The organism is Dyella sp. 01L423, assembly GCF_056399945.1.
Genome location: NZ_JBFTSI010000004.1, coordinates 152611 through 176763, shown reverse-complemented (window position 1 = coordinate 176763; position 24153 = coordinate 152611). Strand labels below are relative to the sequence as shown.

Annotated in this window: 28 protein-coding genes; 9 read left to right on the top strand and 19 right to left on the bottom strand. The window is 64.3% G+C overall.

Annotated elements, in window-relative coordinates:
- Window positions 1-62 precede the first annotated feature (62 nt).
- Together AC1DMY_RS13480 and AC1DMY_RS13475 are read left to right on the top strand one after the other, a co-directional pair.
- A complete protein-coding gene (locus AC1DMY_RS13480; RefSeq protein ID WP_477165442.1) occupies window positions 63-1994 on the top strand; it encodes an ATP-dependent DNA helicase in 1932 nt (643 codons plus the stop codon).
- Window positions 1995-2160: 166 nt separating this feature from the next.
- Window positions 2161-2529: a VOC family protein gene (locus AC1DMY_RS13475; RefSeq protein WP_477165441.1), complete on the top strand. Its 369-nt coding sequence runs from the start codon at window positions 2161-2163 to the stop codon at window positions 2527-2529.
- Window positions 2530-2531: 2 nt separating this feature from the next.
- Here the strand turns inward: AC1DMY_RS13475 and AC1DMY_RS13470 are convergent, their stop codons facing one another.
- Together AC1DMY_RS13470 and AC1DMY_RS13465 are read right to left on the bottom strand one after the other, a co-directional pair.
- Window positions 2532-3335 (bottom strand): helix-turn-helix domain-containing protein, encoded by an 804-nt coding sequence (locus AC1DMY_RS13470; protein ID WP_477165440.1) that lies wholly within the window; start codon window positions 3333-3335, stop codon window positions 2532-2534.
- A gap of 93 nt (window positions 3336-3428) precedes the next feature.
- Window positions 3429-3800, bottom strand: a complete 372-nt coding sequence (locus AC1DMY_RS13465; RefSeq protein WP_477165439.1) for a nuclear transport factor 2 family protein — start codon at window positions 3798-3800, stop codon at window positions 3429-3431.
- Window positions 3801-3985: 185 nt separating this feature from the next.
- On the opposite strand from AC1DMY_RS13465, the gene creD reads away from it, so the two are divergent.
- Together creD and tsaB are read left to right on the top strand one after the other, a co-directional pair.
- The gene (gene creD / locus AC1DMY_RS13460) at window positions 3986-5329 is read left to right on the top strand and encodes a cell envelope integrity protein CreD (protein WP_477165438.1); all 1344 of its coding nucleotides are present in this window, start codon (window positions 3986-3988) and stop codon (window positions 5327-5329) included.
- On the top strand, window positions 5326-6015 hold the full coding sequence (gene tsaB / locus AC1DMY_RS13455) for a tRNA (adenosine(37)-N6)-threonylcarbamoyltransferase complex dimerization subunit type 1 TsaB (protein ID WP_477165437.1): 690 nt from the start codon (window positions 5326-5328) through the stop codon (window positions 6013-6015). Before creD ends, tsaB begins: the two co-directional genes overlap by 4 nt.
- 23 nt (window positions 6016-6038) lie before the next feature.
- Here the strand turns inward: tsaB and AC1DMY_RS13450 are convergent, their stop codons facing one another.
- The gene (locus AC1DMY_RS13450; protein WP_477165436.1) at window positions 6039-6422 is read right to left on the bottom strand and encodes an ArsR/SmtB family transcription factor; all 384 of its coding nucleotides are present in this window, start codon (window positions 6420-6422) and stop codon (window positions 6039-6041) included.
- Between the two features lie 113 nt (window positions 6423-6535).
- On the opposite strand from AC1DMY_RS13450, the gene AC1DMY_RS13445 reads away from it, so the two are divergent.
- Both AC1DMY_RS13445 and AC1DMY_RS13440 read left to right on the top strand, forming a co-directional pair.
- Window positions 6536-7282, top strand: coding sequence for a glucose 1-dehydrogenase (locus tag AC1DMY_RS13445; RefSeq protein WP_441603050.1), 747 nt, complete (start codon window positions 6536-6538; stop codon window positions 7280-7282).
- Between the two features lie 124 nt (window positions 7283-7406).
- On the top strand, window positions 7407-7814 hold the full coding sequence (locus AC1DMY_RS13440) for a DUF302 domain-containing protein (protein ID WP_477165435.1): 408 nt from the start codon (window positions 7407-7409) through the stop codon (window positions 7812-7814).
- Here AC1DMY_RS13440 and AC1DMY_RS13435 read toward each other — a convergent pair whose 3' ends face one another.
- Window positions 7815-8246 carry a GFA family protein gene (locus AC1DMY_RS13435; RefSeq protein ID WP_477165434.1) on the bottom strand — a complete coding sequence of 144 codons (432 nt, stop codon included), beginning with the start codon at window positions 8244-8246 and terminating at the stop codon, window positions 7815-7817.
- A gap of 47 nt (window positions 8247-8293) precedes the next feature.
- A complete protein-coding gene (locus AC1DMY_RS13430) occupies window positions 8294-9313 on the bottom strand; it encodes a YeiH family protein (protein ID WP_477165433.1) in 1020 nt (339 codons plus the stop codon).
- Between the two features lie 86 nt (window positions 9314-9399).
- Between AC1DMY_RS13430 and AC1DMY_RS13425 the strand changes: the two genes are divergently transcribed.
- On the top strand, window positions 9400-10278 hold the full coding sequence (locus AC1DMY_RS13425) for a LysR family transcriptional regulator (RefSeq protein ID WP_477165432.1): 879 nt from the start codon (window positions 9400-9402) through the stop codon (window positions 10276-10278).
- A 105-nt stretch (window positions 10279-10383) separates the two neighbouring features.
- Here the strand turns inward: AC1DMY_RS13425 and ptsP are convergent, their stop codons facing one another.
- The 12 genes from ptsP to AC1DMY_RS13365 form a co-directional block, all read right to left on the bottom strand.
- Window positions 10384-12114, bottom strand: a complete 1731-nt coding sequence (ptsP, locus tag AC1DMY_RS13420) for a phosphoenolpyruvate--protein phosphotransferase (RefSeq protein ID WP_477165431.1) — start codon at window positions 12112-12114, stop codon at window positions 10384-10386.
- A gap of 155 nt (window positions 12115-12269) precedes the next feature.
- Entirely contained in the window at window positions 12270-12539 is a 270-nt protein-coding gene (locus AC1DMY_RS13415; protein WP_441603044.1) for an HPr family phosphocarrier protein, read from the bottom strand.
- Window positions 12532-12924, bottom strand: coding sequence for a PTS sugar transporter subunit IIA (locus AC1DMY_RS13410; protein WP_477165430.1), 393 nt, complete (start codon window positions 12922-12924; stop codon window positions 12532-12534). The genes AC1DMY_RS13415 and AC1DMY_RS13410 overlap by 8 nt, the downstream gene beginning before the upstream one ends.
- Window positions 12925-12967: 43 nt before the next feature.
- The gene (gene rapZ / locus AC1DMY_RS13405) at window positions 12968-13861 is read right to left on the bottom strand and encodes an RNase adapter RapZ (RefSeq protein WP_477165429.1); all 894 of its coding nucleotides are present in this window, start codon (window positions 13859-13861) and stop codon (window positions 12968-12970) included.
- Window positions 13862-13864: 3 nt separating this feature from the next.
- The gene (gene hprK / locus AC1DMY_RS13400; protein WP_477165428.1) at window positions 13865-14815 is read right to left on the bottom strand and encodes an HPr(Ser) kinase/phosphatase; all 951 of its coding nucleotides are present in this window, start codon (window positions 14813-14815) and stop codon (window positions 13865-13867) included.
- A gap of 118 nt (window positions 14816-14933) precedes the next feature.
- Window positions 14934-15257 (bottom strand): ribosome hibernation-promoting factor, HPF/YfiA family, encoded by a 324-nt coding sequence (gene hpf / locus AC1DMY_RS13395; RefSeq protein ID WP_477165427.1) that lies wholly within the window; start codon window positions 15255-15257, stop codon window positions 14934-14936.
- A 291-nt stretch (window positions 15258-15548) separates the two neighbouring features.
- The gene (locus AC1DMY_RS13390; protein WP_477165426.1) at window positions 15549-17027 is read right to left on the bottom strand and encodes an RNA polymerase factor sigma-54; all 1479 of its coding nucleotides are present in this window, start codon (window positions 17025-17027) and stop codon (window positions 15549-15551) included.
- 123 nt (window positions 17028-17150) lie between these two features.
- Window positions 17151-17870, bottom strand: coding sequence for an LPS export ABC transporter ATP-binding protein (gene lptB, locus AC1DMY_RS13385; protein ID WP_477165425.1), 720 nt, complete (start codon window positions 17868-17870; stop codon window positions 17151-17153).
- Window positions 17870-18487 carry a lipopolysaccharide transport periplasmic protein LptA gene (gene lptA / locus AC1DMY_RS13380; RefSeq protein WP_477165424.1) on the bottom strand — a complete coding sequence of 206 codons (618 nt, stop codon included), beginning with the start codon at window positions 18485-18487 and terminating at the stop codon, window positions 17870-17872. The genes lptB and lptA overlap by 1 nt, the downstream gene beginning before the upstream one ends.
- Window positions 18378-19046, bottom strand: a complete 669-nt coding sequence (gene lptC, locus AC1DMY_RS13375; RefSeq protein ID WP_441603039.1) for an LPS export ABC transporter periplasmic protein LptC — start codon at window positions 19044-19046, stop codon at window positions 18378-18380. Before lptC ends, lptA begins: the two co-directional genes overlap by 110 nt.
- A complete protein-coding gene (locus tag AC1DMY_RS13370; protein WP_477165423.1) occupies window positions 19043-19582 on the bottom strand; it encodes a KdsC family phosphatase in 540 nt (179 codons plus the stop codon). The genes lptC and AC1DMY_RS13370 overlap by 4 nt, the downstream gene beginning before the upstream one ends.
- Window positions 19583-19674: 92 nt before the next feature.
- Complete coding sequence (locus AC1DMY_RS13365; RefSeq protein WP_046973278.1) at window positions 19675-20685, bottom strand: KpsF/GutQ family sugar-phosphate isomerase; 1011 nt, start codon at window positions 20683-20685, stop codon at window positions 19675-19677.
- A gap of 253 nt (window positions 20686-20938) precedes the next feature.
- Here AC1DMY_RS13365 and AC1DMY_RS13360 point away from each other — a divergent pair, with 253 nt between their 5' ends.
- On the top strand, window positions 20939-21178 hold the full coding sequence (locus AC1DMY_RS13360; RefSeq protein ID WP_441603036.1) for a BolA family protein: 240 nt from the start codon (window positions 20939-20941) through the stop codon (window positions 21176-21178).
- 43 nt (window positions 21179-21221) lie between these two features.
- Window positions 21222-22481, top strand: coding sequence for a UDP-N-acetylglucosamine 1-carboxyvinyltransferase (murA, locus tag AC1DMY_RS13355; protein WP_477165422.1), 1260 nt, complete (start codon window positions 21222-21224; stop codon window positions 22479-22481).
- A gap of 228 nt (window positions 22482-22709) precedes the next feature.
- Here murA and AC1DMY_RS13350 read toward each other — a convergent pair whose 3' ends face one another.
- Together AC1DMY_RS13350 and purN are read right to left on the bottom strand one after the other, a co-directional pair.
- Complete coding sequence (locus tag AC1DMY_RS13350; RefSeq protein ID WP_477165421.1) at window positions 22710-23426, bottom strand: DUF3108 domain-containing protein; 717 nt, start codon at window positions 23424-23426, stop codon at window positions 22710-22712.
- Window positions 23427-23480: 54 nt separating this feature from the next.
- Window positions 23481-24149 (bottom strand): phosphoribosylglycinamide formyltransferase, encoded by a 669-nt coding sequence (purN, locus tag AC1DMY_RS13345; RefSeq protein ID WP_477165420.1) that lies wholly within the window; start codon window positions 24147-24149, stop codon window positions 23481-23483.
- Window positions 24150-24153: the final 4 nt, after the last annotated feature.

Genomic DNA, 24153 nt, shown 5'->3' with positions numbered 1-24153 from the left:
GGGTGGGAAGAGTGCAGTTTAGAGTATTCGCGGAAGCGACCGAGGTCGGCGATACTGGGTGGATGATCGATCACGAGGATGTTGCGGCGCTGCTGGGCACGGAAGGCCCCTTCGCCCGCGAGCTGCCCAATTTCGCCCCGCGCGCCGCCCAGCAGGCCATGGCGCGCGCCGTGCAGCACGCCATCGCCGAGCGCGAGACGCTGATTGCCGAGGCGGGAACGGGCACGGGCAAGACCTTCGCGTATCTCGTGCCGGCCCTGCTGTCCGGCGAGCGCGTGATCGTGTCCACCGGCACCAAGGCGCTGCAGGACCAGCTGTATTTCCGCGACTTGCCGCGCATGCGGTCGGTGCTGGATGTGCGCCTGAAGACGGCCTTGCTCAAGGGGCGATCCAACTACCTATGCCTTTACCGTCTGGATCAGACCGTGCGCGAAGGCGCGAGTTTTGATCGTACCCAGGCTTCCCAGCTCGCGGCGATCCGCGCCTGGTCGGCGCGCACGCGGCGCGGCGATCGCATGGAGCTGGCCGAGGTGCCGGAAGAATCGCCGATGTGGCCGCGCGTCACCTCCACGCCGGAAAATTGCCTGGGCGTGGAGTGTCCGTTCTACGACGACTGCCACGTGATCAAGGCGCGTCGCGAGGCGCAGGAGGCCGAGCTGGTGGTGGTCAACCATCACTTGCTGTTTGCCGATCTGGCGCTCAAGCAGGAGGGTTTCGGCGAAATTCTTCCCGGCGCCAGCGCCTTCATCCTGGACGAAGCGCATCAGATCCCCGAGCTTGCGGGCCAGTTCTTTTCACAGAGCCTCAGCGCGCGTCAGCTCACCGATCTGGCACAGGACAGCCTGAGCGAATGCAATGGTGTCACCGGTGCCATCGGCCTGGTGCTGGAGCCGGTCGAGGCCATGCAAGACGCTGTGCGAAAGCTGCGGCTGAGCATGGATGGCCTGGCTGAGCGCGGGCCGTTCCATCAGCTCGAGATCCATCGCGAGATCAGCGACAAACTGCACGAACTGCGCGACGTGCTGGCGGCGCTGACCGACGTATTGGCGTCGCAGGCGGAACGTTCGCGCGGTTTCGCCAACGCGCACGAACGCGCTGCGTTGATGAGCGAGCGGCTCGACCGCATCGCCGAGCGCGAAAGCGAGCGGGACGTGCGCTGGTATGAGCTGTTCCCGCGCGGCTTTGCCCTGCACGCGACGCCGCTCGATCTGGCGGCGCCCTTGCGGACGATGCGAGAGCAGACCCAGGCGGCATGGATCTATACCTCGGCCACACTGTCCGTGTCGTCCAGTTTCGACCACTTTGCACGGCAACTCGGTCTGGAAGATCCACAGACGTTGCAGGTGGAAAGTCCGTTCGACTATCCCAAGCAGGCGCTGTGTTATCTGCCGCCCGGCTTGCCCGATCCTTCCGCCCGCGACTACACCGATCGCGTGATCGAAACGGTGCTGCCGGTATTGCACGCGTCCAATGGGCGCGCGTTTCTGTTGTTTACCTCGCATCGTGCGCTACGCCGCGCCGCTGAGCTTTTGCAGGAACGCGTGCCGTGGCCGTTGTTCGTGCAAGGCACCGCGCCGCGCCATCGGCTGCTGGAGGAATTTCGCCAGAGCGGACACGGCGTCCTGTTGGGTGCGGCCAGTTTCTGGGAAGGGGTGGATGTCGCCGGCGAAGCGCTCAGCGTGGTGGTGATCGACAAACTGCCGTTCGCGTCGCCTGACGATCCGGTGCTGCAGGCGCGGCTCGAAGCGCTCGAACAGGCGGGCATCAACCCGTTCATGGGATGGCAGGTGCCCAGCGCGGTCATCGCGCTCAAGCAGGGGGCCGGGCGCCTGATTCGCGACGTGCATGATCGCGGCGTGCTGGTGCTATGCGATCCGCGACTGACCAGCAAGGGTTATGGACGTCTGTTCCTCAACAGCCTTCCGCCCATGCCGCGCACGAAAGAGCTGGCCCAGGTAACCGCCTTCTTCGACGACACGTCCGCGCCCGGCTAAGAAGCGACCGTGTAGGAGCGCACCTTGCGCGCGACCGGGGCCCATCCGCTCGCCACAGTACCCAGCATGCCCGCGTCATGGGGACCTCGCTGTTGACAGGGCACTAGCTTCGGGCCGCCCCCCGAAAGATGATAGGCGCCTTACCCCTAGCGCAGAGGGCACCAACATGGCAAAGGTTATCGGACTCGGCGGCATCTTCTTCAAGTCGCGCGACGCCAAGGCGTTGAACGAGTGGTACGCCAAACACCTGGGATTGCCCGTTGAAAAATGGGGCGGGGCACGCTTCAACGAAGACTCAGCGCGCCCGGGCTACACGCTATGGTCGCCGTTTGCGGCCGACACCACGCATTTCGCGCCCAGTACACTGCCGTACATGATCAACTTCCGCGTGGATGACCTGGACGGCTTACTCGCCCAGCTGCGCGCCGACGGCGTGACCGTCGACGAAAAGGTAGAGGAGAGCGAGTTCGGCCGGTTCGGCTGGATCATGGATCCGGAAGGCACGCGCATCGAACTGTGGCAGCCGCCGGCCTGAGCTTAGGCGTGAGCGGCCATATCGCGCAGATGGTGCGCGGTCGCTTCGTCGGCGGGGACAAAAGCCTCCAGGGCGAGTTCGGCCAGCGTGATGTCCATCGGCGTGCCGAATACCGTGGTGGTGCTCAGCATCGACAGCGTGATATCGCCAAGTGCCAGTTCCATCGGTACGGCAATGTAGCTGCTGAGCACTTCGTGTCCCTCGACATCGTCGCCGGGATAGCCGCGCAACTCCTGTAGCAAGGCGACGAGTTCCGGGTCATGAGTGGCATCGATCTGGCGTCGCAAGCGGTCGAGCAGATGAGCGCGCCACACGGGCAAGTTGCGGATGTGCGGGGCCAGTCCATCGGGATGCAGGCTGAGACGCAGCACATTGATCGGAGGCTTGAGCCATTGCGGCACCAGTCCTGCCAGCATGCGCTGCGTGGCCTGGTTGCTTTCGATCAGATTCCAGTGGCGGTCCACGGCGAGCGCGGGATAAGGCTCCAAACCTTTCAGCAACAGGCGGATCGAACCGAGCACGGCGGCAAACGCAGGATCGTCGAACGTGCGTTCGCGATAGACGGGTGCGAATCCCGCGGCCACCAGTAGTTGATTGCGTTCGCGCAAGGGAATCTCCAGGTATTCCGCCAGGCGCAGAATCATGTCGCGACTGGGCTGCGAGCGGCCCGATTCCATGAAGCTAAGGTGGCGCGTGGAAATCTCCGCGCCGCAGGCGAGATCAAGCTGGCTAAGCCGGCGATGTCTCCGCCATTCCCGCAACAGGTCGCCCACCGGGCGGGCAAGCATGGAAACCGTGGCGCTCATGCGTGACTCCGTCGTGCCTCGTTGCAGCGATGTTCCCACGAGGACGCATCGCCGGCCCATGCCAGACGGCGTGGTGCCGTCCGGCGGCGGTGATCAGACCAGTTGCGGCACCTTGTCGAGAAAGCCGAACACCTGGCGGATGCGTCCGTCTTCCAGCGCGGCGACATCGAAGCCGATCACCAGCGGCTCGTCCGCGCCGGGCGAGGCGAGATGCCACTGAAAGCGCAGCGTGTCGTGATGCGCATCGACCACACCGGCCAATGCGAAGCGATGGCCCGGGAACATCTCCTGCACGGCAGCGACGGTGGCGTCGATAGCCTGCCAGCCCTTGGCGTCGACCATCGGATCGGTGTAGCGCGCATGCTCGGCGTAGACGTCTTCGATCAAGCTGCGGCGGCGCAGGGCGTCGGTTTCATTCCAGCTGGCGATATAGCGCTGGGCAAGCGCATGGGCATGGTCGGTCATGGCGTATTCCTTCGTGGGTTGGTGTGGAAACAGCTTGCGACCGGTGGCGCAAGGTAGCGATTACCTCCGGGGTAATGAGTTGCGCCCGAGTTCTGCCACAAGTCGCGCGTGAGTCGACAGCTGAGCGCCCGCCCATTAGCCCCGACGTTTGTTTTCCTGCAGTCTCCGAAACTAAGGATGGGGCCATGGGAAGCTGGATGAAGGGCTGGACCGCCAAGGTGCTGGGCGTGGGCCTGCTGGCGCTGCTGATGTTGCTGCCGCTGTGGAAGGTGCAGTCGCTGGTGCAAGAACGACAAGGCATGCGACAGGCGGCGATCGACCAGATCGCGCAGGGTTGGGGCGGTGAACAGTTGCTCGGTGGACTGGTGCTTGCGGTGCCGTCGCACGAAAAGATCGCGATGACCGGCGGCGAACTGCGCGATGTGGCCGATACCACCCTGGTGCTTCCCGACACTGCCGACATGAGCATTGGCATGTCGGTGGACAAGCGCCGCTACGGCATCTACGAAGCGCCCGTGTTCGCTTCCACGGTCGAGCTGCACGGCAAATTCACAGCGGAAGATATCGCGCAGCAGCGGCAAATGGATACCGCCGTTTGGCAGGATGGCAAGTCGGAATTGCGACTGGCGGTCGGCGATCTGCGTGGCTTGCAGGAAGTCACCGAGTTGCTGGTCAATGGCAAGCCGCAACGCTTCGCATCATCGGCGGCGACGCTTGCAGGAGCGTCCTCTACTGTCGTTGTGCCGCTCGATCTGGAGGCGCTGAATGGCCAGCCGATCGAGTTCTCGGTGAAGCTGAAGTTGGCCGGCACGCAGTCGCTGCAATTGCTGCCGCTGGCGCGCACCACCGAGGTGAAGATGCATGCGCCATGGCCCGACCCGAGTTTCATCGGTGCCGCCTTGCCAGTGGAGCGCACGGTGAATGCGCAGGGCTTTTCGGCGCGCTGGCACATGCTGGATCTCAATCGCAAGTTCGGCCAGTCGTGGCATGCGAGCGATGCGCGCATCGACACTGCCGTGCACGGCGCCGCCTTCGGGGTGGCGCTGTTTCAACCGGTGGATGTCTATCAACGCAATGTGCGTGCCGGAAAGTACGGGCTGCTGTTCATCACGATGACCTTCGTGGCGTTCTTCTTGTTCGAGGTGCTCAAGCGTCTGCGCGTGCACCCGGTGCAATACCTGTTGGTGGGAGCGGCGCTGACGACGTTCTATGTGTTGTTGCTGGCCTTGTCCGAGCAGATCGGCTTTGGACTCGCCTACGCGGTGGCCGCGGGCGCAGTGGTGGCGATCGTCGGCGGCTACGCCATGTCGGTGCTCGGTGCGCGTCGAGCAGGCCTGTTGCTGGGCGGCTCGCTGGCCCTGGTTTACGCCATGCTCTATGTGGTGCTGGCGGCCGAGGAGTACGCCTTGCTGATTGGCGCGATCGTGTTGGCGCTTACGGTGGCGCTGTTGATGTACCTGACCCGCCGCATCGACTGGTACGCCAGCATGCCTGCGGCCGCTGGCCCGGCTATCATGGAGCAGCCATGAATCTGCTCGCCATCGAAACCTCCACCGAAGCCTGCTCCGTCGCCCTGATCCACGGCGACGAAGTGGTCGCCCGCAGCGAACTCGCGCCACGCCGCCACGCCGAACTGGTGCTGCCCATGGCAGACGCGCTGCTCGCCGAGGCCGGGCTGGGGCGGCATGCACTCGATGTGATCGCCGTGGGCCGCGGTCCGGGCGCCTTCACCGGCGTGCGCCTCGGCATTTCGCTCGCCCAAGGCATGGCGCTGGCGCTGGACGTGCCCGTGGTGACGGTGTCATCCCTGGCCGCGCTGGCGCTGGAAGCTCCCGAGGACGATGCGGCCATCCTGGCCGTGATCGATGCCCGCATGGGTGAGATCTACGCCGCAAGCTACCGACGCGACGACAACGGCGGACTCATCGAGCTCGACGAGGAACGTGTCTGTCTACCCGCCGATCTTCGCTTGTCGGTATCGCCGGCATGGCACGTGGTCGGCACGGGTTGGACCACTTATGCCGACGTGCTGCGTCCGCATCTCACCGGCGAACTGCGTTCCGCGGAAGGCGTGCGCTATCCGCAGGCACGCCACGTCGCCGAGCTCGCTGCACGCGAATTCCTGGCGGGTCGCGCCGACGCGCCGGAACACGCCTTGCCGGTGTATCTACGCGACAAGGTCGCGCTTACGCTGGTGGAGCAGGGCAAGGCCTGAGCTTGCTCCTCCTGGCGGCTGACTCAGCCGCCGTGCACTTCGCCGACAACGAGCTTGGGCGCAGCATCTTGCTTGCGCGCGGCGCACTGGATGCTCTGCGCCTGCTTGATCGCAGGCAGCAATCCCGGAAAACGTTCTTCGATTTCCGCGCAGCGCGTGGTGTTGAGCATTTCCACGCCACGGCGTTCACTGCGTATCAGGCCGGCTTCGCGCAGCGCACGAAAATGCTGTGACAGCGTCGACTTGGGAATGCAGCGGTCTTCCAGCTTGAGAAATACGGAGCAGCTGTTCGCGCTGTCCGCACAGGACAGTTGCCAATATATGGTGGCGCGCACCGGATCGGAGAGGGCATGCAGGATGCCTTCGACGGTGACATCGTCAATGGATGGGTGGGTCAGGGGCCTCATGTGCTCATTTTAGCAGCACTTGCAATCTAGTTCTTAAGTTCGTATGTTACGAACTATGGGACAACAACTTGTCCCAACCCCTTTCTACACACAAACCTGAACAGGTATCCGTCATGAGCAAGCTCAAAGGTAAAGTGGCTGTTGTTACCGGCGCATCCAAGGGTATTGGTGCCGCCATCGCCAAGGCGCTCGCCGCCGAAGGTGCTTCGGTGGTCGTGAATTACGCTTCCAGCAAGGCCGGCGCGGATGCCGTGGTCGCCGAAATCACCAAGGCGGGCGGCAAGGCCGTGGCCGTGGGTGGCGACGTTTCCAAGGCAGCTGATGCGAAAGGCCTGGCCGACGCCGCCGTGTCGAACTTCGGTCGTCTGGACATCCTGGTGAACAACTCGGGCGTCTATGAATTTGGCGCGTTGGATGCCATCACCGAGGAGCACTTCCACAAGCAGTTCAACGTGAACGTGCTGGGCTTGCTGCTGACCACGCAGGCCGCGGCGCGTCACATGAAGGATGGCGGCAGCATCATCAACATCGGTTCGCTGGTGTCGCGCATCGTGCCGGCCGAAAGCGCGGTGTACACGGGCACCAAGGGTGCCGTGGACGCGATCACCGGCGTGCTGTCGCGTGAGCTTGGCCCGCGCAAGATCCGCGTCAACGCAGTGAACCCGGGCATGGTGGAAACCGAAGGCACTCACACCGCCGGCTTTATCGGTTCGGACTTCCACCAGGGCGCCATTGCGCAGACCCCGCTGGGCCGCATCGGCCAGCCGGACGACATCGCCTCCATCGTGACCTTCCTGGCCTCCAACGACTCCTACTGGCTCACCGGCGAGCAGCTCTACGCCGGCGGCGGCATGCGCTGATTCATCGCGCCTAGTCGTATAGCGCACCCCGGTGTGGGCCGGGGTGCGCTTTTTTTTGCATGCGCCGGATTAACGCGCATGGGCTGAAAATGCGTCGTTATGTCACCCGTAACGAGGCACTCGGATGTCCAGCCAGACCAGTAACGGGATCGTCCAATTCCGCTCCGCATTCGATGTGCCCACGACCATCGCCAAACTGCGGGAGGCGTTGGAGTCGCATGGCGCAACCGTTTTCGCGTTGATCGACTTCAGCGGCGACGCAGCGCGCGCCGGCCTCACCATGCGCGCGGAACAAATGCTGATCTTCGGCAATCCCAAGGGCGGCACGCCCTTGATGCAGGTGGAGCCCCTGGTGGGGCTGGATCTGCCAATGAAGGCGCTGGTGTGGGACGACGGCCAGGGCGCGACCTGGATGGCCAGCAATGCACCGGAATACATACTCTCGCGTCACCGCTTGCCGGAGGCGCTGGCCAGCAATCTGGCGGGGCCGTTGGCCATCCTCAAAACACTCGCGGTGCAACCGTCTGCTTGATCAGGTGCTGCGTTCGAAGAAGCTGACGTTCGCGATCCAGTTCGACTGTCGCCGCGCCAGCTTGGCACTCAGGTCTTCTTCGCTGAAACTCGCCGCGCGATGCTGCAGCAAGCCGGTGTCGAGATTGTCGATCGTGTTTACGTTGACCACGGCATAGACCTGGCCATCCACCGTGCAGGTCACCAGCGGTACCGCGCCGCATTGCCGGCAAATATGGAAAGCTGCCGTGCCGGTGCCAAACGCGTAACGGTTCACCAACTCAGGATGGCCGATGGTGACGCGCAGCTCGCCATCCGGATTGGACGTCCAAACAGCGCCGTGCTTGGTGCAGAAGGTGCAGTCGCAGGCGCGTGCTGGGATCTCGATGGGATCGGGTTCCCAGTCGAGCGTATAGGCAATATTGCCGCAGTGACACTGGCCTTGGAGCTGCATGGTGGCTTCCGTTGTCGAGATGACTCGACGTCAAGCGTAATCGATCCCTAGAGCTGCCCGATCACCAGCTGCACGACCAGACTGCTTACTGCCACCGCCGCCCATACGCCCAGCCCCAGCAGGATCGGGCGCGCACCGGTGGAGGCCATCTTGCGCAAATTCGCCGAGAGGCCAATCGCCGTCAGTGCCACGATGATCAGGAACTCGGCCGCCAGGTGCAGCGCCGGTTGGATCGCCACCGGCACCAGGCCCGCCGTGCGGATGGCGGAAGCTACCAGGAACCACAGGATGAACCACGGGAAGATGCGCGCAAGGCTGAAATCCGTGGCGCCTTGCTTCTTTTGCTTCCACGCGGTGGCGAAGGCGAGGATCAGGCAGATCGGAATGATCAGCGTGGCGCGGGTGAGCTTGACGATGGTGGCGTAATCGCCAGCCGCCTTGCTGAAACTGTAACCCGCCGCAACCACCGAGGAGGTGTCATTGATGGCGGTGCCCGCCCACAGGCCAAAGCCCAGATCCGAGAGGTGCAACAGGTGCCCCAACAGCGGGAACAACAACACCGCGACCAGGTTGAACAGGAAGATGGTGGAGATGGCGAACGCGGTGTCGTGTTCGTCGGGCTTGATGATGGGCGTGACGGCGGCAATCGCCGAGCCGCCGCAGATCGCCGTGCCCACGCCGATCAGGATCTTCAGCTTGTCCTGGACCTTCAGCAGTCGGCCTAGGCCCCATGCGGTAAGAAAGGCGACCGTCATCGTCACCAGCGTGACCGAGAGCGATTCCAGCCCCGTCTTGGCCACCTGATTCAGGCTCAAGCCGAAACCCAGCGCGATGATCGACCACTGCAACACCTGCTTGCCCGCGAACTGGATGCCGGGTGTGTAGCTGCCGCCCGGAGCCACCGTATTGCGCACCAGGATGCCCAGCACGATGCCGAACACCGGGCCGCCGATCAGCGGCGCCACTTTGCCCAGTCCCAGCGCGACCAGGGCGATCACCACCGACAGCAGTAAACCGGGGAGGCGGGAAGGCGTGGGAGTGGTGGGGATGGCGACGGCGGCGTTCATGCGGTTCTCCTGCAATGGCGGCATTTTCCGCCTCGCCGTCCATCAGGAAAACTTTGAATTATTGATGGCTGTTATAAGATAGCCTGATGATCAATATCAGCCCGCGCCAGTTGGAGGTGTTCGTGCAGATCGCACGCCTCGGCAGCGTGCGTGCGGCGGCCGAGATGCTTCATCTCACCCAGCCGGCGGCGAGCATGGCGCTGGCGGAGATGGAACGGCAGCTCGACGCTGCCGTGTTCGCCCGCGAGCGCGGCCGGCTGCGCCTCAACACGCGTGGCCGGGAATTGCTGCCGCTGGCGCAGGAGCTGCTGGAGCGCTATGCGGAATTCGGACGCCTGGGCAGCGGTCGCGTCGACGAGCTGGGCGGCGAGCTGCGCGTGGGCGCGAGCAACACGGTGGGCAATTACCGTGTGGGTGAATTGCTCGGTGCGTTCGTGCGCGCGCATCCGCATGTCTCGGTCCGATTGCGGGTGTCGAACACTTCCGAAATTGTGGCGTCCATGCTCGATCATGAGCTGGAGCTGGGCTGTGTCGAAGGGCCCGTGGCCCATCCCTCGCTGGAAGTACGACCGTGGCGCGACGACGCGCTGGTGGTGTGCACGTCGCCCGATCATCCGCTGGCGCGCAAACGGCGTCTGGAGCCCGAGGACTTTGCCGGAACCCGCTGGGTGCTGCGCGAACCAGGCTCGGCCACGCGCAGTTTGAGCGAGCGTGCGCTTGCCAATTTGCCGCCCGGCGAAACGGTGCTGGAGCTGGATCAGGCTGAAGCGATCAAGCAAGCGGTGATCGCTGGCTTGGGCATCGCCTGTATTCCCGAAGTAGCCATCATCGATGCGGTGGCCGCGGGGCGGCTGAAAGTGTTGCGCACGCCGTTCCTCGATCTGCATCGCAAGCTGTCGTTGCTGCTGCATCGGCAGCGCTATCGCGGGGCGTTGATCGAGGCGTTTCTCGCCAGTGCGGCCTGACGGCCTCGAATAACTGTGGGAGCGCACCCTGTGCGCGACTGGCCTGACGCGACAACCAGTCGCGCCCAGGGTGCGCTCCCACAAAGAACCGTTCCGGCGGTAGGGTTAGGCAGTAATGCTTGCCAGCAACGCCTCAGCTTCCTCATGCGTGCGTGCACGAAGAATGCGCGGCGCATGCGCCCGCAGTACGGCGTGGTCGAGCGAGGCAAGGCGGTCGCGCACATGCAGCAACTGACTGGGATGCATGCTGAACTCGCACAAGCCCAGGGCCAGCAGCAGGCCGGTGAAATTCGCATCGCCGCCGATCTCGCCGCACAGGCTCACGCCCTTCTTGGCGCGGCGGCCTTCGGTGATCACGTAGGCAAGCAGGCGCAGCAGCGCGGGCTGCAACGGGTTGTAGATGTTTTCCAACGCATCGTTGCCACGGTCGGCGGCGAGCACGTACTGCGCCAGATCGTTGGTGCCGATGGCCAGGAAGTCGGCGTGCTCAAGCAGGGCGCGCACATTGATGGCCGCTGCCGGCACTTCGATCATCGCGCCGAGCTGCAGTTTTTCCGGCAGGTCGATGTTCTCGCGCTTAAGCTCCTGGCGAGCCAGCTTGAACAGCGTGCGCACCGCGATGAGTTCGTCGGGCTGCGTCACCATCGGCACCAGCACGCGCACCGGTCCGTAGCAGGCCGCGCGCAGGATGGCGCGAATCTGCGTGGAGAACACCGCCGGATAACGCAGCGACAAGCGCACGCCGCGCACACCCAGCGCCGGGTTGTCTTCGCCGCGCAAGACGAGGCCTGCAGCGTCGGCCTTGTCCGCACCCAGATCGAGCGTGCGGATGGTGACCGGCAAGCCGCCCATGCCGAGCACGAGATCGCGATAGGCGATGAACTGCTCGTCTTCGGTGGGCAGTCCCTTCTGGCGCAAGAACAGGAATTCGGTGCGATACAAGCCCACACCGTCGGCGCCGCGTGCGCGCGCCATGGCAATGTCGGCAGGCATCTCCGCGTTGGCGAACAGACGGATGTCGACGCCGTCGCGCGTGCGCGTCGGCGCATTCGCCAGCGTAGCGAGGCGACGACCTTCGGCTGCGGCTTCGCGCTGCCAGGCGCGGTAATGAGCCAGATCCTGTGCGGTGGGATGCACCACGGCTTCGCCGCGTTCGGCATCGAGCAGGATCAGGTCGTCATCGTGGATGGTCGACAACGCATCGCGCGCGCCCACCAGCATGGGTAGATCGAGGCTGCGCGCGAGGATCGCGCTGTGCGAATACGGGCTGCCGGAACTGGCCACCACGCCAAGCAGGCCGGCACCCGCAAGATGCGCCATGTCGGCCGGGGCGATGGTGTCGGCGATCAGGATTTCGCCCACGCGTGCGGCCAGCTTGCGTTCTTCGCGACTGGTCTGGCGCTGCAGGGCCGAGATCACGCGACCGATCACTTGGTCGACGTCCTCCTTGCGCGAACGCAGGTAGGGATCGTCCATCGCCTCGAACACCGCCGCGAGGCGATCGCGCTGCTTCTTCAGCGCCGCACCGGGGCGGTAGTGACCGATGCGAACGAGATCATCCAGGCCGCGCAGCAGTTCGGGGTCATCGAGCAGCAGGCTGTGCGCATCGATGAACTCGTTCACTTCGCGGGCGAGTGCGCCGTGCAGCTTGCCGCGCAGCTCGCGCAGTTCCTGTCGCGCGGTATCGAGTGCGCGATGCAGCCGGGCAAGTTCGCTCTCGACTTCGTCTTCATTGAGCGGACGGGTGTCGACCAGGTAGCGACTGGGCTGCACCAGGCGGGCGCGGCCAAGGGCCATGCCTTTTGCTGCCGTGGTGCCTGTCAGTACCTGTCTCATGCATGCCTTCCATGGTGTAACGGCCGGTCCGGCCGTGCGCGACGTCGGCATCCGGCCAACGTGTCGAATGCTGGATCAGAAAGATCGCACGACGCAGCCCACCGGGCCGTGAATACGGCCTCACCTCGGCAGTCGCGGGCAATCTCTTTCCGCACTCAGGCTCCTTCGTCGAACTTGCGATCGAACAGCGCGACCACGGCATCGATGGCGGACGCCTCGTCCGGGCCATCGGCCCGAACCACCAGCGGCGTGCCGATGCCGGCGGCCAGCATCATCACGCCCATGATGCTTTGTGCATTCACTTCGCGGCCCTTGCTTATAAGCCACACGGTGGATTTGAAGCCCTGCACCAGCTGCACCAGCTTGGCCGAGGCGCGGGCATGCAAGCCCAGTTTGTTGGAAACAACAATCTCTTTTTCAAGCATGGTCGATGAAGATTCCTCCGCGGCCACCACTGGCGGCGATTTCCGCCAGCTCGTCCAACGGTTTTTCTGCGTAATTGAGTACGCGCAGCAGCATCGGCAGGTTCAGTCCCGACACGCAGCGCAAGCGCACGCCAAGCGCACCCAGCGACAAGCCGATATTGCAGGGCGTGGCGCCGTAAAGGTCGGCCAGCACCAGTACGCCGTCGCCTTCGTCCAGTTCACGCGCATGCTTGGCCGTGAGCGTGCGCATCACATCCGGATCGGAGTGCGGCGGAACTTCGGCAGCCTCTACGCGCAGGGGCAATTTGGGCAGCACGTGGTGGGCGGCGGAGATCAGTGCCTGGCCGACCGCCTCGTGTGTCATCAACAGCACGCCGACGCTCATGACGGCGTGCCGATCCGTTGGACAGGGATGCTCAGCATGGCTATCACTCGAGTTCGCGATGGAAGGTAAGCACGCCATTGCGTAGCGCGCGGTAATGGGCGGCAAGCTTTTCCACCAGATACACCGAGCGGTGCCGACCGCCGGTGCAGCCGATGGCGATGGTGACGTAGCTGCGATCGTCCGCCTCGAAGCGCGGCAGCCAGGTGTCGAGCCAGCGCGCCGTGTCGGCATAGTATTCGGCGACCAGGGGCTGGGCATCCAGATAGGCGCTCACGGCGGCATCCTTGCCCGACAGCGGACGCAGCGTGGGATCCCAGTGCGGGTTCGGCAGGCAGCGCGCATCGAACACGAAGTCCGCGTCCAGCGGCAAGCCGCGGCGGAACGCGAACGACTGGAACATCAGGGTGAGGCCTTCGGTGGCTTCCGCATAGCCGGCAGCGAACAGGCGGCGCAGCTGATGCACGTTGAGCTCGCTCGAATCGATCACTTTGTCGGCAATAGCCGAGAGCGGGCGCAGCACGCGGCGTTCTTCGGCGATCGCATCAGCCAGCGACAGGCCCTGCCACGACAGCGGGTGGCGGCGACGCGTTTCCGAATAGCGCTTGATCAGCACATCGTCGCGGCAGTCGAGGAAGATCAGATGCGCCTTCACGCCCGCCGCGGCCAGCTCCGACAGGATGGCCGGCATGCGCTTGAGGTCTTCGCCAGGATTGCGCACGTCCACGCCCACGGCGACGTGGCGACGCTTGCCTTCCACATTGCGGCTCACCGCCGCGACCAGCTGCGGCAGCAGGGCGGTGGGCAGGTTGTCGACGCAGTAGAAATCCAGGTCTTCCAGCGCGCGCAAGGCCACTGTCTTGCCACCACCGGACATGCCGGTGAGCACGATCAGATTGATCGCGTCGGCTGGGTTGCTAGTGGATTTCGTGTCGCTCATGGGTCACCACGGAGGCAGCCGGCGCATCTGGTGCGCCTGGCGGTCGATGAAAGTCTGTGCCGGGTCGATGCCCTTGCTCTTGAGCACGTGGTTGCGCACGGCGGCTTCGACCAGCACCGCAAGGTTGCGGCCGGGCGCCACCGGGATGGTGATCATCGGCACTGGCACCTCGAAGATTTCGCGGTGCCCGATATCGCCCGTGAGGCGAGTGAGTCCATCGGTGTCTTCCCCCTCGCGCAACGGTTTCAGGTGCACGACGAGGCGAAGGTATTTGGATGGCTTGACCGCCGTGTGACCAAACATCTCGCGCACATTCAGCACGCCCAGGCCGCGCACTTCCAGCAGGTCCTGCAGCAGCTCGGGGCAGGTGCCGTCGATCACATCCGGCGCGATCAGGGTGAATTCGGTGGCGTCGTCGGCAACCAGTCGATGACCGCGGCTGATCAGTTCCAGCGCAAGCTCGCTCTTGCCCGAGCCCGATTCGCCGGTGATCAGTACGCCGATCGAAAAAACTTCCAGAAACACGCCATGCAGCGTGACCTTGGGCGCCAGGATGCGCGCCAGGTGGTATTGCATCCAGGTCAGCAACTCGTGGCCGCGCTTGGAGCTGATCCATAGCGGCGTATTGGTTTCTTCCGCCACTTCGCGCAGGTCGCTGGGGATGGCCTGATCCTTGGTCACGATCATCGCCACCGGCTGATAGGCGGCAATCTTGTTGATCGCCTCCCAGCGCTGGCGCGAATCGAGGCTGTCGAGGTAGTTCAGCTCCTCGGTGCCGATGATCTGGATCTTGTTCGGATAGATGACGTTGAGGTAGCCGATCAGCGAGGGGCGGCGCGTGGTCGTCGCGGCTTGTTCGAGCGCGCGCGACTCGCCGCGCATGCCGGAGACCCAGCGCAAGGCCATGCGCTCGTGAACGCTGTCATAGAGTTGTCGGGCGGAGAGCCGGTCCAAGCTTTGTCCTTTGCGCCGCCGGAACAGGGCAGCCACATGGACATTGTGCCAGTTCGCACCGGCGGACGCCTTGGATGAGGCAGAGGGCCCGCCCGGAGCCGGGCGGGCCTGGCACAGATCAGCCGTACAGGCGCTCCTCGCGGGCGGCGCGCTGATGTTTGTCGCAGATCTTCTCGCGGTACTTGCGCAACTGGGTCACCAGCTTGTCGAATAGCACGTCGATGGAGACGTACATGTCATTCTCAAGCGCTTCGGCGTGCAGGGTGCTGCCCGTGACATTGAGCGTGCCCTCGGCGCGCTGCTGCAGTTTGTTCACGGAGAGAACGATGCTCAGGCTGAGAATGCGCTCATCGAGGCGGGTGAGGCGGTCAAGCCGGTTGTTCACGTGATCCCGGAGGGCCGGGGTGACTTCAATCTGCTGACCGCTGAGTTGAACTTGCATGTTGCGCCTCCTCTGGTACTTGCCGCAGACGCGGCTGGAATCGATGCGCCGGTCGCCCATGTCGTGGCCGACACACCTTTGAAAACTCCGGTATTGCGAAGGTTTTCTCAGGCCTCCTCACCAAGTCGGGATAGTCACTATGCACCTCTGAAGTTGCCTGTGCGTTAGAAAGACCTTCACGCCTCAGACATGACAGCTTTCCCGTCGTATCGACTTACCTATGAGTATGGGGACGCCTTTTTTGCCGCCAAGTTCCCGGGGCGACGTTGCCGCAGATGCGGGCAAACTCGTTCAGCCAGCGCGCTGGCGCTCGCTGGAACTGGGGATGCGCATGGCTTCGCGGTACTTGGCGACGGTGCGTCGGGCAACCTGAATGCCCTTGCGATGCAACTCCTCCGCGATGGCCTGGTCGGACAGCGGCTTGCGCGGGTCCTCGGCATCGACCAGCTTGCGCAGCATGGCCTGGATGGCGGTGGCCGACGCGCTGCCACCGTCTTCGGTGGACACGCCGCTGGAGAAGAAATGCTTGAGTTCGAACGTGCCCCGCGGCGTATGGATGTATTTGCGGGTAGTTACACGTGAAATGGTCGATTCGTGCATGCCCACTTCCTCGGCCACTTCGCGCAGCACCAGGGGGTGCATCGCTTCGGGGCCGTAATCGAGGAAGGCGCTCTGCCGGCGCACGATGGCTTCGGCCACCTTCAGCAGCGTCTCGGCGCGCGATTCCAGGCTCTTGATGAGCCAGCGGGCCTCCTGCAGCTGTCCGCGCATCCAACTGGCGTCGGTGCCACGGGCCTGGGCGATCAGACCGCAGTAGTGCTGGTTGAGGCCGAGCCGCGGCTGGCAATCGGGATTGAGACTGACCCGCCAGCGACCGACGTCTTTGCGTGCATAGACGTCGGGGGCGACATATTCGACCGGCGTGACATCAAGCGCTGCGCCCGGTCGCGGATCGAGGCTGCGGATCAACACGGCCGCTGCCGCGGTGTCGTCTTCGCTCACGCGCAGCTTGCGCGCGAGACGTGCGATGTCATTGCGCGCGAGCAATTCCAGTTCGGCGTCAACGATACGCAACGCGAGTTCGCGCTGCGGCGTGTCCGCATCAAACTGCTCGAGCTGCACGCGCAGACAGTCGCGCAGGTCGAAGCTTGCCACGCCCGTCGGATCGAAGCGCTGCAGCATGTGCCGCACATACTCCACTTCCGCTTCGGTCGCCCTGATGTCGGCGGGAAGCGCTGCGATCAGCGATTCCATGCTCTCGGTGAGATAGCCATCCGGATTGAGCGCGTCGATCAACACCGTGGCGATGGTGCGATCGCGCGCGCTCATATGCGTGAGGTTGAGCTGCCACAGCAGATGTTCCTGCAGCGTTTCCTGCGCGGCGCTTTGCGGCTCGAAGCCGTCTTCATCCGGGTTGTTGTTGCGCGACGAAGCGCCGCTGAGCGAGAAGTCGACCGGATCGTCGCTGCCGCCGTCGCGCTCCACATCCCCCCATTCGGGTGCTTCGGCGTCGTCGACGGTATCGCTGCTGCTGCTGGAGCTGGACGAGCTGACCGGTATCGCATCCATCGGTGGCTCGGACTCGCGTTCGTCGCCCTCGAGATTGTCGGGATTGTCGTCGGCGAACTCGAGCAAAGGATTGCTTTCGGCTATCTGACGCAGCTCAGCCTCAAGCTCAAGCTGCGACAGCTGCAGGAGGCGGATGGCCTGCTGCAACTGTGGTGTCAGCGTGAGCTGTTGATTGAGGCGAAACTGCAGTCCGGGTTTCATGCCAGCCGGTCAGGATGAACGTGAAGGTCATCCTAACTCTTGCCTCCGAGGTCGGCCATAGGTCGAAGGCGAATTCGCGTACTACCTCAGATTTAGTGCGGAAAGCCGCCTGTTCCGAGGCCGTTACAGGCGGAATTCGCGACCCAGGTACACCTCGCGGACCTTTTCGTCGGCCAGAATGTGTGCTGGCGTTCCGCGCGAAAGCACTTCACCGTCGTTGAGGATGTACGCGCGATCGCAGATGCCCAGTGTCTCGCGCACATTGTGGTCGGTGATCAGCACGCCGATGCCGCGTTCCTTGAGATGGCGCACGATGCGCTGGATTTCGCCCACCGAAATGGGGTCGACGCCCGCAAAGGGTTCGTCCAGCAGCATGTAACGCGGATGCGCGGCCAGTGCGCGTGCAATTTCCACGCGACGGCGTTCGCCACCGGACAGGCTGATGCCCTTCTGGTCGGCGATATGCGAGATCTTCAGCTCGTCCAGCAGGCTTTCCAGCTCGTTGGTGCGACGCTTTTCGTCCCAGCCTTCACGCAGTTCCAGCACGGCCATGATGTTGTCGGCGACGGTAAGACGACGGAACACCGAGGCTTCCTGCGGCAGATAACCGATACCGAGCTTGGCGCGCTGGTGCATCGGCAGGCCGGTGATGTCCTGCTTGTCCAGCTTGATGGTGCCGGCGTCGGCTTCGATCAGGCCGACCACCATGTAGAAGCATGTGGTCTTGCCCGCGCCATTAGGGCCGAGCAGACCGACCACTTCGCCTTCGCGAATGGAGAACGCGAAGTCGCGCACGACCTGGCGCGCCTTGAAACTTTTTTGCAGACCTTCAGCAGAAAGCATCAGTGGCCCTCGGCCGGTTTCGCGGCCGGTTGCGGCGGCGCAGGCGGCGTGCCCGGCTTCGGCGGCGTGGCGGCGGGAGCGCCCGCCGGCTTCTGCTTGGGCAGGATCACACCGTGCACCAGGCCGTCGCCGGCCGCTTCACCGGTGATCAGCGAGGTCTGTGTGTTGTAGACCAGCTTGTCGCCATGGAACTCGCCGCGACCTTGCTGGCGCACCACGGCGTTACCCGTGAGCACCGCAATGCCGTTGATGTTGTCGTAGTCCAGCTGCAAGGCGTCGCCCTGCATCAGGTTGCCGGCGTCGTCGAGCTGCTCGATATGGGCCAGGTTGCCGGTCACGACCGCGCGTGCGACCTGGGTGTCGGCATCCAGATACAGCTTGGCCAGGGCGCCGGTCAGCTTCATCGTGCCCTGCGTGGCCACGACATTGCCGGTGAGCGTGGTGACCGTATTGGGCGCGTTGAACCCGTCCATGGACTTGGACGAGAAGTTCATCGGCTGATTGCGGTCATCCTGCTTGGCCAGCGCCGGCTGCAGGATGAGCAGTCCCAGGCCCAGCAGGGCGAGGTGCAGCTTGAGACTTCTTGGGTCGCGGCGGAAACGAGCCGGTGACTTCATCGAACAGCTCCAGATGATTGGTGTTGAGGTTGGCACGCATGCCCACCCCGTTAAGTGTACGTGCGCCTTGCTTCATATGCGCTGGGGCGTCCGTCACCATTCGGTTTTCTTTTGGCCAGGCAGTGACCTCGGAGGTGTGCATTTCGGCCGCATCGGTCTGGGCAAAGGCCGCCCGGTGCATGTAGACCGGGCCCTGCAGCTTGAGCAGGGTGCCGCTCTTGTCGACCCAGGCGTACAGCGACTTGCCCAGCCAGGGCGGCACGCCGGCCTCGTTGGAGGGCAGGGTGAAGTCGGGCGTGTTGATGTACAGCGACTCGTCGTTCTCGCGGCGCTCCAGGTGCGGGGCGACCATCTCGAAGCTCGGCAAGCCGTCCACGTCATAGGACCACAGCTGGAAATTGGTCAGCGTATAGCCCGAACGCGGCGGCCCCACGAAGTCGCTGACCTTGGGCGCGGGCGCCAGCGCCCAGTACAGCAACTGCGCCGCACCGGTCGCCAGGCCGATCAGCACGATCGCCACCGGGAGGCCCCGGTCGCGCAGATAGGATCGCAAACTCACTGCCAGCGCTCCCGCTCGGCATCGCTTTTGCCCTGGGCATGCAGGATCAGGTCGCAAACCTCGCGAGCAGCGCCCTGGCCACCGCCCAGGCGGGTGCGCCAGTGCGACTGCTCAGCCACCCACGGATGGGCGTTGGCCACCGCGACGGCCAGGCCGGCAATGCGCATGGCGGGCAGGTCGGGCAGGTCGTCGCCCACGAAGGCAGCCTGTTCCGGCGCCAGGTTCAGCGCTTCCAGCAACTGCTCCAGGCAGGCGCGCTTGTCGCCCTGGCCCTGGTAGACGTGGGCGATGTCCAGTTCCTCCGCGCGCAATGCAACCGGATGGCTGATGCGGGCGGAAATGATGGCCACGTGCACGCCGTGGCCCATCAGCAGTTTCAGGCCCAGGCCGTCGTGCACATGGAACACCTTGGTCTCGCGGCCGTCTTCGGCGTACCACAGGCGGCCATCCGTCAGGGTGCCATCCACGTCGAACACGACGAGGCGGATCTTGGCGGCACGGGCGAGAACATCGGCGGGAAGGTCAGCCAGATACATGGGAGCCGTCGGCAAGAGGGAAGGGCGATACCGTCAAACGCCGGTCAGCGCAGACGGTGCACGCAGGAATAGATAGCAGCCGAGCCTTTCGATCAGACCACACGGGCGCGGAGCAGATCGTGAATGTTAAGCGCTCCCACCACCTGCTGCTTGTCGTTGACCACCAGCAGCGCGTGAATCTGGTGCTTTTCCATCAACTGGGCGGCCTCGATGGCCAGCTTGTCCGCGCCGATGGTCTTGGGGCCGCGGGTCATCAGCTCGGCCACAGTGGCGCCGCGCAGGTCCAGGTCGTCGTCGTCCAGCGCGCGGCGAAGATCACCGTCGGTGAACACGCCAAGAAGGTGGTGATCGGCATCGACGACGGCGGTCATGCCCAGGTGCTTGCGGGTCATTTCCATCAGCGCCTGGGTCAGCGAGGCGTTCGGCGGCACGGCTGGAATACCTTCGCCGGTGTGCATCACGTCGCTGATGTGCAGCAGCAGGCGACGGCCCAGGCTGCCCGCCGGATGGGAGCGGGCGAAGTCTTCGGAGGTGAAGCCGCGCGCTTCAAGCAGCGCGATGGCCAGCGCATCGCCCATGACCAGGGCAGCGGTAGTGCTGGCCGTGGGCGCCAGGCCCAGCGGGCAGGCTTCGGCGGCGATGCTGGCGTCCAGGTGCACGTTGGCCTGGTCAGCCAACGACGAATTCGCGTTGCCTGTGATCGCAATCAAGGGAATGCCCTGGCGCTTGATCACCGGCAGGATGAACAGCACCTCGTCGGTCTCGCCCGAGTTGGACAGGGCCAGCACGATGTCCTGCGGCAGGATCATGCCCAGGTCGCCATGGCTGGCTTCACCCGGATGCACGAAGAAGGCCGGCGTGCCGGTGGATGCCAGCGTGGCGGCGATCTTGCGGGCGACATGGCCCGACTTGCCCATGCCGGTGACGACCACGCGGCCGGCGCAGCTCATGATCAGGCGGCAGGCTTCCACGAATTCGGGGCCGATGCGGGGCTCCAGGGCGCGGATGGTCGCCGCCTCGGTGGCGATCACGGTGCGCGCGCTCTGCACGATGGCATCGGCATTGATCGCAAGCGGGTTGGCTGGGGCGACGTAGGCGTTCATGCGTCCTCAAAAGTCTTGCGGCTTCCCGTCATAACCCTGAATGGGCGTCAGTAGACGGGAAACTCGGGTGTATCAATGGGTTGTGCGTAGTCAACGGCCCAATTGAGAGGACGCTGACTTCACGTGTCGTTTCTGCGACAGAGGTTTTCCATTAACATGGCATATTCGCATTTTAACGTCATAGTCGCTGCCATTGGGTTCGGTTCCTCACCGGATCGGCGGCGCTGACCTCAACTCTGCAAGTGGAAAAACCATGGACGCTGCCACCATCCAGGCAATGATCGAACAAGGCCTGCCCGGTGCTCAGGCTTCCGTCAGTGGCGACGACGGCGTGCACTTCGAAGCCCAAGTGGTGGCGGAACAGTTCGCCGGCAAGCTCCCGCTGGCGCGGCACCGCCTGGTTTACGCCACGCTTGGCGATCTCATGGGCGGTGCGATCCACGCGCTGGCCCTCAAGACGCTGACCCCCGCGGAAGTCGCAGCGCGCCATTGAGGCTGCGCTGCACTCCCGAGCCATTCATTCGCAAGGACTTTCCATGGCCAAGATCCTGATCAGTGGCGGCGAGCCGCTCCACGGTGAGGTGGGTATTTCGGGCGCCAAGAACGCCGTACTCCCGATTCTCGCTTCCTGCCTGCTGGCCGACGAGCCGGTGGCGATCAGCAACGTGCCGCACCTGCACGATGTGACCACCTTCATCGAGCTGCTCGGCCAGATGGGCACGCAGCTGGTGCTGGACGACCGCATGAAGATGCACATCGACCCGCGCACCACCGACCGCCATTTCGCCCCCTACGACCTGGTGCGCACCATGCGCGCCTCGATCCTGGTGCTGGGCCCGCTGGTGGCCCGCTTCGGCGAGGCGGAAGTATCGCTGCCGGGCGGCTGCGCAATCGGCTCGCGTCCGGTCGACCAGCACATCCGCGGCCTGCAGGCGCTCGGCGCCGAGGTGGTCGTGGAGAACGGCTACATCAAGGCCAAGGCCAAGCGCCTGAAGGGCGCGCGCATCTCGATGGACATGGTCACCGTGACCGGCACCGAGAACATCATGATGGCCGCCGCGCTCGCGCAGGGCACCACCGTGATCGAGAACGCCGCGCAGGAACCGGAAGTGGTCGACCTGGCGCATTGCCTGATCGCCATGGGCGCGCAGATCGAAGGCGCCGGCACCTCCACGATCGTCATCCACGGCGTGGAACGCCTGCACGGCGCCGAGTACGAAGTGCTGCCCGACCGCATCGAAACCGGCACGTTCTTGGTGGGCGCGGCGATGACCGGCGGCAAGGTGCGTGCACGCAATGCCCGTGCCGATACGCTGGACGCGGTGCTGTCCAAGCTGGAAGAAGCCGGCGCGCATATCTCCACCGGTCCGGACTGGATCGAGCTGGACATGCAGGGCCGTCGTCCCAAGGCAGTAAACATCACCACCGCGCCGTACCCGGCATTCCCCACCGACATGCAGGCACAGTTCACCGCGCTCAACTGCGTGGCCGAGGGCGTGGGCGTGATCACCGAGACGGTGTTCGAAAACCGCTTCATGCACGCGCTTGAGCTGCAGCGCCTCGGGGCGGATATCCGCCTGGAAGGCAATACGGCCATCATCAAGGGCGTGGAAAAGATGAGCGGCGCGCCGATCATGGCGACCGACCTGCGCGCTTCCGCCTGTCTCGTGCTCGCCGGCCTGGTGGCCGAGGGCGACACCACGGTGGATCGCGTGTATCACATCGATCGCGGCTACGAGAACATCGAGGAGAAGCTCGGCGTGCTTGGTGCGAAGATTCGTCGATTGCCGTCTTGAGTGATGCTCGACTCGTGATATGAAAAAGGCCGCTGTTGCGGCCTTTTTCTTTTGGAGCCTGTCCAGAATCTCGCGGCCAGGTTCACTCCCTCAACGTCATTCCCGCGAAAGCGGGAATCCAGCGCCACTCGCCTTTAGTCCGTATGAAAGAGCAACGTCACTGGATTCCCGCTTTCGCGGGAATGACGGTGAGGATTTTGGACAGGCTCTTAGTCCAGTGACGATCGCTCAGTTGCCCCTGTAGCTCACCAGCTGCAATTCCAGATTGCCGCCGTCGCTCTGCGAGAGCTTCACCGGCACCGGATATTTCTGCGGTGCATACCAGGCGCTGAAGCTGTTCTGGTCGCTGCTGCGCACCACGCGTTCCGCCTGGAAACTGCCGGCAGGCACCTTCACTGCTTCCTTGCCGGCGACCTTGAATTCCTGGGTTTCCACATTGCGCTTCACCGCAACCGGCAGCGACACGGACTGCTTGCCGCCGCGCAGGGCGAGGCCGATCGCGTACGACGTGGTGTTGCGATCCACCATGCCCGGCGCGCTCGGATACGTCATCGGTCCCTTGCCGTCGTCCACCGTCACCTGGCCGCTGGTCCAGTTCACGTCGGTGTGGCGCTGCTTGTTCTTGAAGCCGGCATCCATCTTGTAGTCGTAGCTGACGGTTTCCGGCGCACCGTTGTTCCAGCGGAACGTAGTGGTTTCATTCGAGTTGGCCCCCAGCGCCGCGGCGATGCCGCCGGTTCCCTTGATCTGGTTGCTGTACACCCACTGGCCATTGCCGGCGGGCTTGAGCGAGACCACCGCCTCGCCGATCACCTGGCCACCTTGCGATACCTGATAGGTCGCGGTAAACGGGGTCGGGGCAGGTGCTGCGGCAAACGCGGCCGTCGTGGAAAGGGCCAGCGCGAGACCGGCAGCGAACGTGCGGAGGGAATGGGATGAGGTCATGGGACCTCAGTCTACGGGCCGTTCCTGAACGACTTGTAGAGGACTAAAAAACGCTCAGTCAACCAAAGCGCCGTGGCGCAGTTGCAGCGGCGCATCCAGCAGCTTGCCGTCCAGCGCCACGCGGTTGGGTGCGATCAGGTCCAGGCGTTGCTCGGCGATCAGCTTCAGCACTGCAGGCAGCAGCTGGTGTTCGAAGGTGAGCAGGCGCTGGGCGAGCTGACCTTCGTCGTCGCCAGGCTGGATCTGGATGCGTGCTTGCGCGATCACCGGACCGCCATCGAGTTCGGCGGTCACATAGTGCACGCTGGCGCCGTGTTCCGTGTCGCCCGCTTCAAGCGCACGGCGGTGCGTGTGCAGGCCGCGATACTTGGGCAGCAGCGATGGGTGGACGTTGATCATGCGGCCAACCCAAGGCGCGAGTGCCTCGCCATCGATGATGCGCATGAAGCCGGCGAGGACGAGTACCTGCGCACCGCTGGCGTCGAGTCGTCGAAACAGTTCGAGGTCGAAGTCGCGCCGGCTGGCGAAATCCTTCGGGTTCAGCGTGAAGGTTGGGATGCACGCATCCTTCGCCAGCTGCAGCGCGCCTGCATTGGGCTTGTCGCTGCCGACTACCACGAAGTCGACCGGCAACACGCCCGCATCGCGAGCGACGATCAAGGCTTGCAGGTTGCTGCCGCGCCCGGATGCGAGCACGGCGACACGAAGACGCGGCGCAGTCACGAAC

What these genes read in the sequence shown, in the direction of transcription:
- hpf (WP_477165427.1), bottom strand. Translation starts at nt 15,257, where the DNA reads ATGCAAGTTCAACTCAGCGGTCAGCAGATTGAAGTCACCCCGGCCCTC.
- AC1DMY_RS13415 (WP_441603044.1), bottom strand. Translation starts at nt 12,539, where the DNA reads ATGCTTGAAAAAGAGATTGTTGTTTCCAACAAACTGGGCTTGCATGCC.
- AC1DMY_RS13480 (WP_477165442.1), top strand. Translation starts at nt 63, where the DNA reads ATGATCGATCACGAGGATGTTGCGGCGCTGCTGGGCACGGAAGGCCCC.
- AC1DMY_RS13470 (WP_477165440.1), bottom strand. Translation starts at nt 3,335, where the DNA reads ATGAGCGCCACGGTTTCCATGCTTGCCCGCCCGGTGGGCGACCTGTTG.
- AC1DMY_RS13365 (WP_046973278.1), bottom strand. Translation starts at nt 20,685, where the DNA reads ATGAACGCCTACGTCGCCCCAGCCAACCCGCTTGCGATCAATGCCGAT.
- ptsP (WP_477165431.1), bottom strand. Translation starts at nt 12,114, where the DNA reads ATGAGACAGGTACTGACAGGCACCACGGCAGCAAAAGGCATGGCCCTT.
- AC1DMY_RS13410 (WP_477165430.1), bottom strand. Translation starts at nt 12,924, where the DNA reads ATGAGCGTCGGCGTGCTGTTGATGACACACGAGGCGGTCGGCCAGGCA.
- rapZ (WP_477165429.1), bottom strand. Translation starts at nt 13,861, where the DNA reads ATGAGCGACACGAAATCCACTAGCAACCCAGCCGACGCGATCAATCTG.
- AC1DMY_RS13360 (WP_441603036.1), top strand. Translation starts at nt 20,939, where the DNA reads ATGGACGCTGCCACCATCCAGGCAATGATCGAACAAGGCCTGCCCGGT.
- lptA (WP_477165424.1), bottom strand. Translation starts at nt 18,487, where the DNA reads ATGAAGTCACCGGCTCGTTTCCGCCGCGACCCAAGAAGTCTCAAGCTG.
- AC1DMY_RS13370 (WP_477165423.1), bottom strand. Translation starts at nt 19,582, where the DNA reads ATGTATCTGGCTGACCTTCCCGCCGATGTTCTCGCCCGTGCCGCCAAG.
- lptB (WP_477165425.1), bottom strand. Translation starts at nt 17,870, where the DNA reads ATGCTTTCTGCTGAAGGTCTGCAAAAAAGTTTCAAGGCGCGCCAGGTC.
- AC1DMY_RS13440 (WP_477165435.1), top strand. Translation starts at nt 7,407, where the DNA reads ATGTCCAGCCAGACCAGTAACGGGATCGTCCAATTCCGCTCCGCATTC.
- murA (WP_477165422.1), top strand. Translation starts at nt 21,222, where the DNA reads ATGGCCAAGATCCTGATCAGTGGCGGCGAGCCGCTCCACGGTGAGGTG.
- AC1DMY_RS13465 (WP_477165439.1), bottom strand. Translation starts at nt 3,800, where the DNA reads ATGACCGACCATGCCCATGCGCTTGCCCAGCGCTATATCGCCAGCTGG.
- AC1DMY_RS13445 (WP_441603050.1), top strand. Translation starts at nt 6,536, where the DNA reads ATGAGCAAGCTCAAAGGTAAAGTGGCTGTTGTTACCGGCGCATCCAAG.
- AC1DMY_RS13435 (WP_477165434.1), bottom strand. Translation starts at nt 8,246, where the DNA reads ATGCAGCTCCAAGGCCAGTGTCACTGCGGCAATATTGCCTATACGCTC.
- AC1DMY_RS13450 (WP_477165436.1), bottom strand. Translation starts at nt 6,422, where the DNA reads ATGAGGCCCCTGACCCACCCATCCATTGACGATGTCACCGTCGAAGGC.
- AC1DMY_RS13430 (WP_477165433.1), bottom strand. Translation starts at nt 9,313, where the DNA reads ATGAACGCCGCCGTCGCCATCCCCACCACTCCCACGCCTTCCCGCCTC.
- AC1DMY_RS13390 (WP_477165426.1), bottom strand. Translation starts at nt 17,027, where the DNA reads ATGAAACCCGGACTGCAGTTTCGCCTCAATCAACAGCTCACGCTGACA.
- AC1DMY_RS13475 (WP_477165441.1), top strand. Translation starts at nt 2,161, where the DNA reads ATGGCAAAGGTTATCGGACTCGGCGGCATCTTCTTCAAGTCGCGCGAC.
- tsaB (WP_477165437.1), top strand. Translation starts at nt 5,326, where the DNA reads ATGAATCTGCTCGCCATCGAAACCTCCACCGAAGCCTGCTCCGTCGCC.
- AC1DMY_RS13350 (WP_477165421.1), bottom strand. Translation starts at nt 23,426, where the DNA reads ATGACCTCATCCCATTCCCTCCGCACGTTCGCTGCCGGTCTCGCGCTG.
- AC1DMY_RS13425 (WP_477165432.1), top strand. Translation starts at nt 9,400, where the DNA reads ATGATCAATATCAGCCCGCGCCAGTTGGAGGTGTTCGTGCAGATCGCA.
- creD (WP_477165438.1), top strand. Translation starts at nt 3,986, where the DNA reads ATGGGAAGCTGGATGAAGGGCTGGACCGCCAAGGTGCTGGGCGTGGGC.